At 42.5% G+C, this 13,885-nt stretch carries 11 protein-coding genes; 1 reads left to right on the forward strand and 10 read right to left on the reverse strand.

The genetic code is table 11. The features are described 5' to 3' along the window. Positions 1-133: 133 nt before the first annotated feature. The gene (locus JEY82_RS11080) at positions 134-2,452 is read right to left on the reverse strand and encodes a cache domain-containing protein (protein ID WP_304085454.1); all 2,319 of its coding nucleotides are present in this window, start codon (positions 2,450-2,452) and stop codon (positions 134-136) included. A gap of 287 nt (positions 2,453-2,739) precedes the next feature. On the opposite strand from JEY82_RS11080, the gene JEY82_RS11085 reads away from it, so the two are divergent. Beyond that, positions 2,740-5,409, forward strand: coding sequence for a FecR domain-containing protein (locus tag JEY82_RS11085; RefSeq protein WP_304085455.1), 2,670 nt, complete (start codon positions 2,740-2,742; stop codon positions 5,407-5,409). A gap of 71 nt (positions 5,410-5,480) precedes the next feature. Here the strand turns inward: JEY82_RS11085 and JEY82_RS11090 are convergent, their stop codons facing one another. The 9 genes from JEY82_RS11090 to JEY82_RS11130 all read right to left on the reverse strand — a co-directional run bounded on the left by JEY82_RS11090 (position 5,481) and on the right by JEY82_RS11130 (position 13,785). Next, a complete protein-coding gene (locus tag JEY82_RS11090; RefSeq protein WP_092158667.1) occupies positions 5,481-5,729 on the reverse strand; it encodes a hypothetical protein in 249 nt (82 codons plus the stop codon). Next, positions 5,726-5,971, reverse strand: coding sequence for a hypothetical protein (locus tag JEY82_RS11095; RefSeq protein WP_092158665.1), 246 nt, complete (start codon positions 5,969-5,971; stop codon positions 5,726-5,728). Before JEY82_RS11095 ends, JEY82_RS11090 begins: the two co-directional genes overlap by 4 nt. 91 nt (positions 5,972-6,062) lie before the next feature. Beyond that, positions 6,063-7,391: a tetratricopeptide repeat protein gene (locus tag JEY82_RS11100; protein WP_304085456.1), complete on the reverse strand. Its 1,329-nt coding sequence runs from the start codon at positions 7,389-7,391 to the stop codon at positions 6,063-6,065. Positions 7,392-7,433: 42 nt separating this feature from the next. Then, complete coding sequence (locus tag JEY82_RS11105) at positions 7,434-8,204, reverse strand: MBL fold metallo-hydrolase (protein WP_304085457.1); 771 nt, start codon at positions 8,202-8,204, stop codon at positions 7,434-7,436. Between the two features lie 82 nt (positions 8,205-8,286). Next, positions 8,287-9,171 carry a signal peptide peptidase SppA gene (gene sppA, locus JEY82_RS11110; protein WP_304085458.1) on the reverse strand — a complete coding sequence of 295 codons (885 nt, stop codon included), beginning with the start codon at positions 9,169-9,171 and terminating at the stop codon, positions 8,287-8,289. Further along, on the reverse strand, positions 9,158-10,906 hold the full coding sequence (locus tag JEY82_RS11115; RefSeq protein ID WP_304085459.1) for a 30S ribosomal protein S1: 1,749 nt from the start codon (positions 10,904-10,906) through the stop codon (positions 9,158-9,160). The genes sppA and JEY82_RS11115 overlap by 14 nt, the downstream gene beginning before the upstream one ends. Before the next feature lie 404 nt (positions 10,907-11,310). After that, entirely contained in the window at positions 11,311-11,976 is a 666-nt protein-coding gene (gene phoU / locus JEY82_RS11120; protein WP_304085460.1) for a phosphate signaling complex protein PhoU, read from the reverse strand. 64 nt (positions 11,977-12,040) lie between these two features. Further along, complete coding sequence (pstB, locus tag JEY82_RS11125) at positions 12,041-12,802, reverse strand: phosphate ABC transporter ATP-binding protein PstB (protein ID WP_304085461.1); 762 nt, start codon at positions 12,800-12,802, stop codon at positions 12,041-12,043. Positions 12,803-13,014: 212 nt separating this feature from the next. Beyond that, positions 13,015-13,785 (reverse strand): AMIN domain-containing protein, encoded by a 771-nt coding sequence (locus JEY82_RS11130; RefSeq protein ID WP_304085462.1) that lies wholly within the window; start codon positions 13,783-13,785, stop codon positions 13,015-13,017. Positions 13,786-13,885 lie beyond the last annotated feature (100 nt).

The raw sequence follows: 13,885 nt of genomic DNA on the forward strand, positions 1-13,885 counted from the left end.
AATATTATGAAAAAACGAAGCCAATGCGGCTTCTCCTATTAATTTTCTAACAACAAAGACCGCGTTAAATAAACGCGGTCTTCAAAAGATATTTATTAATATCAAACCGTCAAGAGTGGAGAAGCGATCAATATTATACTTCTACAATATCTAAAGGCAGACTGATAATAAAAGCTGTCCCCTGTCCCGCGGCACTTGTACAGCTGATTGAGCCGCCGAGACGGCTGGTCACAAGATTATAAACAATGCTCATGCCAAGCCCGGTGCCGCCTTTTCCTCTACGGGTGGTAAAAAATGGCTCAAAAATTTTAGAAACGCTTTCTTCGGGCATGCCGTTACCATCGTCACTATACTGAAGCACAAGAGAATCCTCAGTCACTTCAGCTCTTATGGATATACTTCCAGCCTCTACTCCTTCAAATCCATGAAGCAACGAATTAATTATCAGATTTGAAAAAATCTGCATAAACGCGCCGGGCCACGTATTAAGAACAAGATCGTCAGGACAGGTCACATTTATTTTGTGCTGAGTCCTCTTATATTTTGAGCGAAGACTGAGCAAAATCTCATCAAGATACTCATGCAAATTAATTTTGCGCTTTTGCCCGGAAGTCTGGTCAACAGCCACCTGCTTGAAATTACCGATCAACTCCGCAGCCCTGTGTAGGTTAAGCATACTGGACTTTGTAGCTTCTTGAGCAATTGATACAAATTTATCCAGATCTGATTTACGCAGTTCTCCATTTTTAACTTTCTCAACAAGAGCGTTCAGCTTTTCTTCCATATAACTGATGCTTGTTACGCTGATACCTATAGGCGTGTTAATTTCATGAGCAACTCCTGCCACAAGATCACCGAGAGCCGCCATTTTTTCAGATTGAATCAACTGAGTTTGAGCACTCTCAAGACGCTCAACAGATTCGCGCAGCTCCTTGGTCCTGTCTTCAACTTTCTGCTCAAGCTCTGCATTTAAATCCTTCAACTGGTCCTGAACCATTTTGAGCTCGGTGATATCGCGTCCTTCCGCAATAAGAAAAAGCATTTCTCCGTTGGCCCCGAAGGCCGGTTTAAGTGAAAAATCAATGTATCTGGCTTCTCCTTCTTCTGAATGCGTCGCTATCTGACGACGAATAGTCTGCCCATCCGCTGCACGCCTGACGCCATCCTTTAACATTGGAATCAAAGCCTTTGGCTCCTGCCACCATGGACCTTCCCAGAAAGGTTTGCCAAGAACATCCGAAACCGACACATTTCTAATGAGTAGTGCGGCATTGTTGACTTCGAGAAGAGTTCCATCAACTGAAAGAACTCCCATAAAATGCAATGATTGATCAAAGACGCCCTTAAACATTGCTTCACTTATAGCAAGTTGTTCTTGAACTTCCTTCAAGGCTGTAACGTCATGTCCTTCCAGGATCATAAAGCGCACTTCCCCGACAGAATCGGATACAGGCGTAATAGAGAAATCAATAAAAAATTGATTCCCCTCACTATCATAATGTATGACAACATCTTTACAAACTTCCCCAAGAGAAGCTTTCTGAATTAAAGTTTTCAAGTTAAGTTGAACGTCAGAAGAATAACTCCACCACGGTGTTTCCCAGCAATACTCTCCCAATACATCTTCAGCTTCAATTTCTGCAAGGTCTAAAGCTGTCTGGTTTACCCTTTGCAAAATGCCATCAGAACTAAGCACACACATCAATTGGAAACTGTTATCAAAAACTCCTCTGAAAAGAGCTTCACTATCTTGAATTTGTTCGCCCGCCCTTCTGCTTTGATTTATTGAATACACCGACAGTAAGCTAATCACAGCAAGGACAGCCAGAGTCAACAAAACAAGTTCTCTGTTTCGAGCTTCTGCTTCCTCCTCAACATCTTTCAGGTAAAGGCCTGTTCCTACTATCCATCCCCACGGCTCGAATCTTTTTACATACGAAAGCTTTGGAGCCTCCGTTCCCAATTTGTCTTTCCATTGCCAATAATAAGTAATATAATTTTCGCCTGTTTTTTCAGTTGCATTCTTCATATCTTGAAAAAGATGGTTACCCCTGAGATCCACAAAATCGGTTAAATCTTTACCTTCAAGATCCGGCCTGTATGGGTGCATAACCATTTGCATATCAACATTTGTAATCCAAAAATAATCTTTATCTTCAGGCCCAAAATGTAAAGAATGCAATAAATCTGATCCTTTTTTCCTGGCCTCTTCAGCAGTAAGCAAACCTTCTCTTTCCTGAGTGCGAATGTGCTCCAGCAAACTTATTGCGACTTGCGTCATATGCTTTAAAGAAGCCTTCTTCTGAGAAACCATCGCTTCTTTCACGGCGGGCATATGCACAACAAACAAAACAAAAGTAAACAACAGGAGAGAGGCAACTGTGGGAATTGCAATCCTGAGCCATACAGGGATTCCGCCCCCTGATGATGCACTATTTTTAAAAATCCCCATCACGCCCTCCAGCAAAGATATGTAGACGAAATTTAAACCGATAATAGAACTCTACACTATATTCACGTTCTTAGACAAGCTACATAGCGCAATCAAACAAACACAACCCCTTTTCATTTACGCACAAGTCATATTAAGTAAGTTACGTATAATATTAACTAGATATATGACATCTGTAGCCAATGCTTTAAAATCATTTAAGGATGACATCCGTTATAAAAAATGATAAAAAAATCAACTTGTATTAAATTAAATTTTATACTTTTCACACTATATTCGGAGCAGCAATGCCAGATTCTCAGCCCTCAACAAATGAAATAGGTGTCGTAACCGGATTAACAGGACAAGCTTACGCTGAGTCCGAATCAGGTTCGCGCGCTCTTGAACCTGGAAGCCCGATATTTGAAGGAGAGGATCTGATCACCGGCCCTGCCGGGAATGTCGAAGTAAGATTTATCGACGATACGCTTTTATCGCAGGGTGCCAATTCCCGCATCACTCTTGATGACTACATATATGATACAAGCGACAGTTCTGCTTCCGAACTACTACTTCAAATCACCGAAGGCACATTCCGCGTAGTCACAGGTAAAATTGCCGAACAAAATCCTGAAAGATTTCAAGTAGGATCTCCGCTTGCCACCATCGGCATTCGCGGCACCATTACGGTTCATGAGGTTATTGCCGGAGGCGCTGAAAAACACGGGGTTGAAGAAATTCACAGCGGTAAGGCGCTTATTATTCAAAGTAATATCACAGGCGGAATACGCCAAATCGCACAGCCGCAAGGAATAGTAGAAATTTCCGCATCCGGCGCTCTTGGCTTAGTACGCCCTCTTTCTATGCAAGAATTACGTGAATTCCGCGAAATAGCCCCCGCCAACATCCGACAGGAGCAGGAAATCCTTGAACAGCAAGAAGAGGACGAAGACACTCCAGACGATGACCAGCAGGATGAAGGTGAAGGACAGGACGGCGACGCTCTTCCGGAAGATGTCACCCCCGGAGGCGGAGAGCCAGAGGGAGGCGAAGGTGGTCTGCAAGGAACTAATGGATTATTACCGGGACAAGGAATTGAGCCGATAGTAAGAGGACTTCCACACGGCGGAGAACCACACGAAAGACCCGGACCCGACGGTCTTATACGCCTTGGGCCTCCAAAAGATCTGCCGGAAGACCCAAAAGACGACCCAATAGAAAAACCTAAACCCACCACAGGTGGAGATGACAACGACAACACTCCCGACAATTCAAATTCCGGCACCATCACCGGAGATGATAACGCTAACACCCTCACAGGAACTTCCAACACAGACATTATCTTAGGACTTGGCGCAGATGACGAACTTTATGGAATGGATGGCGCAGATTCCCTCTACGGTGGAACCGGAGAAGACCTGCTTCGCGGAGACCTTGGAAATGACTATCTGGATGGTGGGACCTCCGGTCACGATGTAGACTTCGCCTCATATTCAAGCGCCACAGCTTCTGTCACTGTAAATCTAGCCAACCATACTGCTACAGGCGCTGACGGAAATGATATTCTGGTTAATATCGAAGGTGTCATCGGGTCCAATTTTGATGACATACTGACCGGAGACGACGGCGACAATAGATTTGAAGGGTTACTTGGAAATGACGTTATTGATGGAGGCGGTGGCTCCAACTGGGTGCAATATGAAACACTTAGTAATGACTACAACTTGACCGTAAACCTCGCTGATAAGATTGCAATCATAATGAAACCTGATGAAAGTGAGCAATATAATTCGTCTTTGAACAACATCGAAAATGTTCTCGGGTCCAAACACGCGGATAACATTACTGGTTCAGATGACGAAAATACCCTTTATGGTAACAGCGGCGATGATATTATTCACGGGCTGAACGGAGACGATACAATCTTCGGTCAAGGCGGGAACGATTTTCTCTTTGGCGAAAACGGGGATAACTCTATTGATGGCGGGGATGGATTCGATACGGTTTCTTATGCCCATTCAACAACCGACGTCACAATAAATGCAGTAACAGGAGTTGCCACTCATTGCGGAGGAACGGACACAATCGCGCACATTGAAAGTTTCATTGGATCTGACCACAATGACGAGTTTATAGGAAGCACGAGAAGCGAACATTTCTTCGGTGGAAAGGGAGACAACGTAATTGACGGCGGAGGCGGAGACGGTATTGATACTGTTTCTTTTGCCGGATCTACTTCAGGGGTAACATTCACAGTCGCTGCAGGAGATATATATGACGTCACCCACAGCGACGGTATAGACACTCTCTCAAACATCGAAGGTTTCACCGGAACAGCTAAAGCCGACAACATCACGGGTAGTGAAGGAGATGAAATCTTCAATGGTAGTATGGGCAGCGATGTTTATGACGGAGGTGGCGGTAGCGGTCATGATATACTGAGCTATGCTTCGCTCAACAAAATCATGACCATTAATATGACAGCTGACGGCACAGGAAACGCTAATGATAATGGCTCGCAGACTTTCACAGATAATTTCTCCAATATAAATCATGTTATCGGAACAGCAAACGGTGACACCTTCAATGGTCTGACTTGTTCCGGGTCTGAAACATTCCAAAGTGGCAAAGGAATTGACACCATTAATCTCGATAATATCGCAGTATCGGAACTTGAATATACGTCTATTGCAAGTTCCGGCGAGAATAATTACGATCAAATCCAAAACTTCAAAAGCGGACAAGACTATTTTAAATTCAGTGGTGATTTTGACCCTTCTGCCAAAGGTGATCACTTAACTACCATTATATCTTCTTACGATGGGACTAACGGTTCATTCGGTGACGCAAACGCCCACTTTATTTTTGACGAAGAATGTAAGAAACTCTGGTATGATTCAAACGGTGATGAAGCCGGAGGAAATACGTTAATTGCAGATCTTGATACGAATGTAACTATTGATGACATTCACTTCTAACGACTTTCAACAAGAGAAGCCCCCTCAGACCAAAATCTGAGGGGGCTTTAAAATGCTATCTACCGAAATTTCTAATCAAAACCTTCATCCATATATTGGCTTTCTATCATATTCTCATAATTAATAATTTCAGACTTAATATTTCTAAGCTCAATCAAGACACTTCTCTGTCTGTCAATGGCCCCATCAAGTCGATTTCTCAAATTAACTTCTTCGATCTTAAAAGCTTTAAGCCTGTCGGCATGCCATGTCGTAATCATATTGTTGATAATCAGCGCCAGAATCATAAACCCGCCTGAAAGAACGAGAAATATTATCATTTACTGCCACCGATATTTTTTAACTCGCTCTTCAAATCTTCAAGCTTCTCACTCTCCAGAGCTATGTCTTCGTTTATCTGCCGCGTTCCGATTACGAGTCTCTTCACCCGGAATTCGACCTGATCACGAAAATTATCAAGCTGCATCTTGCGTCTGGCAATATCCCCACTGACATTCATGTAGCGGGCATAAATAATCATAAAGATTATGAATCCTAAAACAAGTGCAGAAATTAAATACATCTATAATTACCCCTGACACCGACTCAAGTATTTCAGCTAGAATCAGTAATTATTGATTTATTTTTTAACAAAACCGCCCAGATAATTAAACTTAAGAAACCGCTTTTTTGAGTAACGTTTTTAACCCGGAATCATTAGGGAAAACCGTCAGCCCTTCTTCAATAATGATTCGCGCATCATCAGTCATACCTACTTTCAAAAAAATACCGGCTATATTCCGGGCAACAGCTGCCGAAGATTTATGAATATCCTGACCGGAATTAAGAGCTCTCTTAAAAGACTGCGCGCACTTAGCATACTCTTTGCCGTCCGTATAAGCCATCCCTATATTGTAATATAGGCCAGCCTCTTTCGGTGCAACTCTGAGCGCTTCCTTGTAATTAGCAACAGCATTTTCCCACTTACCCTGTTTTCGCATGGCAATCCCGAGACGATTATAAGTCTCAAGATCCTCACTGGTAAGATTAGCAGATTTAACCGAAAGAAGCTTACTGTAATACTTTTCAGCCATTGAGGGGGAAACTTCAAAAAGAGATTCAGCAATACCGCTCATAACTTGCGAAAGATAACTATGAGCCTCTTTTACTGCACATTTTACTGCCTGATCAAAAAAGACTTCAGCATCGTCAAGCTCTTCGCGCTCAAGATGAACTCGACCTATTTCGCACTTGCGCTCAGTATTGAGAGGACTGATTTTATCGAGCTTCTTTAAGTATAATAGATACTGGTTGTCGTCGCTGTCTTTATAGAATTCAGCCAACTTTTTAATCGGCTCCATAAACACAGTCGACTGTTCGTGAGCCTTCATGAAAGCCTTGAGAGCCTCGTCCCGCCTCCCGAGACCACTTAAAGCATCACCAAGTAGCATTAACGCAGCGGGGCTGTCAGGCTTAATTTCCAGGATCTTAGCGCTGACAAGCATGACCTTTTCGAGATCACCCTTTCGGAGTAATTCCTTACCGACCTGAACCAGCTGATTCAATTTACCTTGCGGCTTAATCGTAAAAGCAAGCTTCTGCACAAGACTGTCCACAGAAACAGGTTTGGTAATTATATTATTTGCACCGATTTCATGAAGATAAATAAGCTCATCTTCACCGATTTCTCCGGTCAAAATAACCAGTTTAACATCTGGAAAAAGCTTACGAACATTCAAAATAAAATCAGCAGACGGCCTGCCTTTTAAAATTCTCTCGACAAAAACGAGTACAGGAACTCCCTCTCCGGCCTTATCTTTAATCTCACTTAAAGCAGGTGCTTGCTCTTGAAAATAACTTAAACAATCTCTGCGAATTGCCAGAATTTTATATAAAGTTCCTCTCAGAAGCTTATAAAATGAAGGTTCATCACTTAAAAGGATTGTATATCCTGAACGTCCATCAAAATATTCGCGAACAATTTGATCGTAATTTGTTGCCACTTATTCCCTCGCTTCAAAACGCAATGCGCCTAATGCTACTTCCTAATTGCCGGGAATTCGCAACAAATGCCCTTCCTCCGGAAGTAAGACGCTGACCACTTCAACATCTTTTATAAGCTTCAATATTTCGTCTAAATGGTAAGTTCTCACAAAATGATTAATATGCACAAGGGCTACTTGATTGATTTTTGCCTTAAGAGCAAAATCAAGACACCCTTTAACTGACGAATGCCCATTCGCTGTTTCTTCAAGATAGTAGGCTTCAAAAACAGCCAGATCAACTCCGCTTGCCAGTGAAAGGCACTGCGAAGAAACGGCTCCATCACCACTATAAAAAAAAGAAAATCCTTCGTAATCAACCCGAACAGCAAGAGCGGGGCCTGCCATTTCAGTATGATCAGTCTCAAAAGAACTCAATTTTATTCCGCCAACATCCTGAATAGATTCAGGAGAACATTCTTGAAACTTCAGTTCAAATGAAAGTTTTGATAATAATCTAGGAAATGCAAGAGTTGTCAAAGCTCGAACTTTCTCTTCTATTCCCACCGGACCGCAAATAGTTAAGGGGTCTTTCCTATCAGAAGTATGAAAACTGCCCAAAAGCATTGGTAATCCGAAACAGTGATCTCCATGAAAATGAGAGATCCAAACGATATCTAAATCAAGAGCATTCGGGATAAGCTGAAAAAAGGAATGAGCTGAATTAAATCCGCAGTCAAATAATAAAGTTCTGTTTTTTATTTTGACGTACAGACTTGTATTAGTGTGTTTTCCATCAAAAGCGTCACCTACCCCTATGAATTTACATTCCATGGTAACCTCTCTGAGAACACACTGATCAATTACTTAAAAGTAACTCTCAGTCTGCTTATAATATAATTTACAAGTTGAATAACTAATATGAAAAGGTAAAACCGTCGCCAGAAAAAGAGCCGGAAGGCTTAATACCTAACATGCCTAATATTTCTTTAAGAAATGGCTCATCTTTTTCAGGGCCTTCCCTGACAGCAACGTCACCTTCTATACCGCAAAGAGCTTTTAAAACTGTGATCGAGTCTTCGAATCCGCCGATTCTGTCAACTAGACCTAACTCTTTTGCCTCCCGCCCGGTAATAGCTCTTCCGTCTGCAATTTTCTCAACTTCTTTTCGATCAAGTTTACGAGCTGTAGCAACATCACTTACGAACTGATTGTGCATGTCCATAATGAGGCCCATGAGATATTTATGCTGCTCCGGAGTCAATTCAGTGAATGGAGATCCTGCACCTTTCAATGCTCCGCTGGTGATCATAATAGGCTTAATGCCGACTCTGTCCATCAACTGTCTGAAACTCGCATACTCAGCCTTAACACCTATACTTCCGGTAATTGAACCGGAGTTTGCAATAATCTGGGTTGCCGGGGCCGCAGCGTAATATCCGCCGGACGCCGCAACAGTTCCGAAAGACGCAACGATAGGCTTAACTTCTGCAAAACGCTTTACCGCAAGATATAATTCCTGTGAAGGAGCAATGGTTCCACCCGGAGAATTGACCCTCAAAAGAACACCTTTAACTGAATCGTCTTTGCGAAGTTCACGCAAAAATTTTACCGTAGGCAATGAATCCGTAATAGTTCCCTGTACCGTGACAATCCCGATTGAATCAGCTCCCAGCATAAGCCCAGCTTTCCCATTAAAAAAGGCTGCGGCCCCCCATAGGAGGACCACAGCCATTATAACTAGGCTGAAACCGAATAAAAACGGATGCCTTACAGAGAAACTGAGCTTAGGATTCGTCATCCTCAGTCTCTGCTGCAGCTTTAGCTTCGGTTGCATCTTCAAGCTTCTGTCTAAGAAGTTCGCCCAGAGTGTTACCTGCATCAGCAGGGCCTGAACGGAATTCTTTAGGTTTACGCTTGTCGTCTTCTTCTTTCAGCTGTTTGATGGACAGACCGAGTCTGCGTTCATGAGCGCTGACGTGAATGACTTTCGCCTGGATAGTAACGCCTTCTTTAAACATCTCAGAAGGATTCTTGATCTTCTTATGAGAGATTTCAGAAACGTGAACCAAGCCTTCAATACCTTCTTCAACCTCAACAAAGAGACCGAAGTCAGTGATATTGGTGATAAGTCCTTCAAGGGTACAGCCGACGGGGTACTTAGAAGGTACCTGAGACCATGGGTCATCAGAAAGCTGTTTTACACCAAGAGTGAACTTTTCGTTTTCTTTATCAACAGTGAGGACTTTCGCCTGAACGGAATCGCCAACACTGTAAACTTCTGAAGGGTGACGTACTTTTCTTGTCCAGGAGATATCAGAAACGTGGATAAGTCCGTCAATACCGTCTTCGATACCGATGAATACACCAAATTCAGTGATATTTTTGATCTGGCCTTCAAGAACAGTTCCTTCAGGGAACTTCTCTGCAACAACATCCCAAGGATTAGGCTTAACTTGCTTCATACCGAGAGAAATGCGCTTCTTGTCGGGATCAACACCCAAAACAATAACGTCAACTTCGTCGCCTACACGTACCATCTGTGAAGGGTGACGGAGTTTGCGGGTCCAGGACATTTCAGAAATGTGAACAAGTCCTTCAACACCGGCTTCGAGTTCCACGAAAGCACCGTAATCAGCAAGGTTAGTAACTTTGCCGGAGAACTTGGAACCTTCAGGGTATTTACCGGAGATATCTTCCCAAGGATCTGGAACGAGCTGTTTGAGTCCAAGAGAGACTTTCTGTCCTTCCTGGTCAAAATTCAGAACTCTAAGCTCAAGTTCGTCACCGAGAGATACCATTTCTTTAGGATGCTTAATACGCTTCCAAGACATGTCGGTAATATGGAGAAGTCCGTCGAGACCGCCGAGGTCGATGAACACACCGTATTCAGTGATGTTCTTAACCTTACCGATAATGGTCTGCTCTTCTTCGAGAGTTTCAAGCAGCTTGGAACGCATTTCATTACGCTGTTCTTCGAGAAGAACACGTCTTGAAACGATAACATTGCTGCGACGACGGTTGATCTTAAGGATCTTAAATTCGTATGTCTGATCAACGAGAGCGTCCATATCTGGGACGGGACGAAGATCAACGTGGGAACCAGGTAGGAATGCTTCAACGCCGTCGAGATCGACAGTGTAACCGCCTTTAATACGGCGAACAATTCTACCTTCGACAATGCCTTCATTTTCCTGAATTTCTTCGAGTTTGTCGAAGAGCTGCATGCGTTTGGCTTTGTCACGGGAAAGATTGATGGTTCCTTCGTTTTCGTTTTTGTTTGAAACAAAAACGTCAACTTTGTCACCGACCTTTACGGTCATCTCACCATCAACATCAAGGAATTCAGATGCAGCAATCTGTCCTTCAGATTTGAAGTTAACATCAATAAGAACGAAATTCTTATCAACCTTAACAACTTCTCCGACAACAATACTTCCTTCATCCAGGTTTCCGAAATCGGCATTCAGATAGTCTTCAAGGGCAGCCTCAAAGTCCATCTCCATTTCGGAGTTCAAGTTTTCATTATTTTCCATAAGTTACCTCCAACAACGATGTCCTCGGACAAAATTTCGGCATATATTAAAATGAGACAAGTGCATTGAAATCAACCTGAGCATGCGTTCCGAGGCAGCCGATACACAAATTGACCATTGGCTCTGAAGCCACACTTTATCCCTAATGCCCTAAAAGGGTCTCCCAAGAGCTGATCCAATCGGCAACAACGTTTTGTTCGCGGCTACCAACTATGCGGATTTTCCTCTTGAGATTAAGAGAACTGCTTCTATCTCAAAAAAATACATATGTAAACAAAATTCGCCTTCCTTTCATAATCCGCAGACTCAAATCTTAACAATGGCAATGCCAAAATGAAATAAGGCCGGAATAAATCCGGCCTTACTTTTAAAACGAAATAGACTCTGCGGTGAGCAGACGTAAGTCAGCCCCGGAAATGATGTTTTATGTCCACTCCCTGAGCAATAAATATCACAGATTCAGCAATGTTTGTTGCCTGATCAGCCACACGTTCAAGGTGGTTTGAAGCCATTATCAGATGAACTCCTCTTTCAACGAGTCTTGTCTCAGAAACCATGTCTTCAATAAGCCCTTTTAAAATTCTTAAGTTAAGACTGTCAGCATCATTATCCATACCGCAGACTTTTCCGGCAAGAACGGGATCTTCATCCGCAAATGCCTTTACAGCCAGCGTAACCATATCTCTCGCAATCACAGTCATCTGCTCAAGCTTATGATTAAAAGGAAGAAGAGGCCTAGTGCTTAAAAACACACTGCGCTGAGCAAGATTAACCGCTTCATCTCCGATTCTTTCAAGATTGCTGCTGATACGCATCGAACCGACAATGAATCTTAAATCTCTAGCCATAGGCTGATCTAAAGCCAGTAATCCGATATTGAATTTATCAAGTTCGCATTCCAGCTCATTAATTTTAATGTCATTCATTATGACTTCTTCAGCTAGCTCTGCATTATTCTCGAGAAGCGCTTTAACCGAATTATTCATCGCGGTTTCAGCCATGCTCGACATACGCAGAATCTGAACCTTAAGATCATCCATTTTTTTGGTGAAATGACCACGCTGCTCCATACTATATCTCCTCAAAATAACTTAAAATTAATACAACTCATCAAGCGCACACATGCTGCAATTATCAACCGAAACGTCCGGTGATATAATCTTCCGTCTGTTTATTTTTAGGCTTAGTAAACATTGTTTCAGTCTTGCCGGTTTCAATCAGACGGCCCATATAGAAAAAGGCTGTCCGGTCAGAAACTCTGGCCGCCTGCTGCATGCTGTGAGTGACAATAATAATAGTAAATTTCTTTTTAAGTTCGTGAATCAAATCCTCGATCTTCTGAGTAGCAATAGGATCAAGAGCAGACGCAGGTTCATCCATAAGCAGAATTTCAGGTTCCACAGCCAAGGCTCTTGCAATACAAAGCCTCTGCTGCTGCCCGCCTGAAAGCCCCAATGCGGAAGCATGAAGCCGATCTTTAACTTCATCCCAAAGAGCACTGCCTTTCAAACTTTCTTCGACTTTTACAGCCAGATATTCTTTATCTTTAATGCCGTTGACACGAAGCCCGTAAGCTACATTCTCAAAAATAGACTTCGGGAAAGGATTCGGTTTCTGAAAAACCATCCCCACGCGTCTCCTCAAAGTCACTACATCAAGACCTTGCGCATATATATTTTCATCATCCAGAGTAAGCTCCCCGTCTACTTTTGTGCCGGGAATTAGATCATTCATTCTGTTTAGACAGCGTAAAAAAGTACTCTTACCGCAACCGGAAGGCCCGATAAGCGAGGTAACTCTGTTTTCAACAAAATCCATGGTGATATCTTCAAGAGCTTTGAAGTCTCCATAATAAAAATCTAGATGTCTGGAAGCGATTTTAACAGCTTGCCCCATTGGAACACTCTCCATTCTAAAAAGACTTTCTCACAATATGCGCCAAACAAAGACTTTCCGTAACAGCGCGACAACAACTACCTAGCCGCTAAGCGTTACAAAGCAATGACTCGTTTGTTACATTTCAGTTACGCGAGAATATTTGATCAAAAGGAGAGAGTATTGAGAGACAACAGAGAGGGAAAAAAGGGAGGAAAAATAAAATATTCAGACTATAATTTGATTTTAATTTCTATCCCGTCAGAAAGCTTTTTAATTTCGGGACGGATTCTAACAGGCAAATCTTTTTTATTAATATAAAAAACAAGACGAAATCTATCAGAATTCTCTCCGAGAACAACCTTATCAACAGCACAGTCTTTTAGTCTGTAAATTGATTTTGCATAGTTTTTCCAATGTCCACGAATATCCACAATTAATTTTTTGGGATCATTGAGATTAAACCATGTGATTCTGTCACTTGGCTGTGAGAGAGATATTTTCAAGGTTAAGGAATCACTCGAACAATCAAGCTTCACATTACTAAGAGTTCCGGCAACGACTTTTTCAACCTTGCTCTTTTTTGGGACGACATCTTTTTTGACAACTTCTGTAACAGCTATTGCCGCAACTTTTTTAACAGCAGAAACCTGCACAGGCTGAGTATCCCCTCCATTTTGAACCTCGATAACAACGTCGGTTCCGGCCTCAGTATCTGTTTCAGCACCAACCTCAAAATCAACTTCCGGTGCAGATTCTTTTTCGCCCGCAATCTCGGAAGAACCACTCACGGACTGGGCAACCTGCTGTTTCGATGAAGGCAACGGCAAAACAAGATTACTCACCGGATGGCGAACAACCGGACCGGTATTCTCACTCTTGTCACTGACCTCTGAATATCCGGAAAGAAAAGGATCAAGCACTCCGAAATGGAACAAAGCATAAGAAGCCGTCACCAGAAGGAGTATTACAAGCAAAGCGATAGTCAGAGGACGTACAGACATTATTATCCTTTTAAGTTTCAATCTTATTTAATTCCGCAAACGCAATATATGAGAATTTTCTGTTGAACGCAAAGCTTCATGCGAATCAAGATTTTTTTCC

Origin of the sequence: Maridesulfovibrio ferrireducens, assembly GCF_016342405.1 — a bacterium.
In the GTDB taxonomy this organism is placed as follows: Bacteria; Desulfobacterota; Desulfovibrionia; order Desulfovibrionales; family Desulfovibrionaceae; genus Maridesulfovibrio; species Maridesulfovibrio ferrireducens_A.

Bases quoted from the DNA above. Each gene is read 5' to 3' on its own strand.
- JEY82_RS11080 (WP_304085454.1), bottom strand. From the start codon at position 2,452: ATGGGGATTTTTAAAAATAGTGCATCATCAGGGGGCGGAATCCCTGTA.
- JEY82_RS11085 (WP_304085455.1), top strand. From the start codon at position 2,740: ATGCCAGATTCTCAGCCCTCAACAAATGAAATAGGTGTCGTAACCGGA.
- JEY82_RS11090 (WP_092158667.1), bottom strand. From the start codon at position 5,729: ATGATAATATTTCTCGTTCTTTCAGGCGGGTTTATGATTCTGGCGCTG.
- JEY82_RS11095 (WP_092158665.1), bottom strand. From the start codon at position 5,971: ATGTATTTAATTTCTGCACTTGTTTTAGGATTCATAATCTTTATGATT.
- JEY82_RS11105 (WP_304085457.1), bottom strand. From the start codon at position 8,204: ATGGAATGTAAATTCATAGGGGTAGGTGACGCTTTTGATGGAAAACAC.
- sppA (WP_304085458.1), bottom strand. From the start codon at position 9,171: ATGACGAATCCTAAGCTCAGTTTCTCTGTAAGGCATCCGTTTTTATTC.
- JEY82_RS11115 (WP_304085459.1), bottom strand. From the start codon at position 10,906: ATGGAAAATAATGAAAACTTGAACTCCGAAATGGAGATGGACTTTGAG.
- phoU (WP_304085460.1), bottom strand. From the start codon at position 11,976: ATGGAGCAGCGTGGTCATTTCACCAAAAAAATGGATGATCTTAAGGTT.
- pstB (WP_304085461.1), bottom strand. From the start codon at position 12,802: ATGGGGCAAGCTGTTAAAATCGCTTCCAGACATCTAGATTTTTATTAT.
- JEY82_RS11130 (WP_304085462.1), bottom strand. From the start codon at position 13,785: ATGTCTGTACGTCCTCTGACTATCGCTTTGCTTGTAATACTCCTTCTG.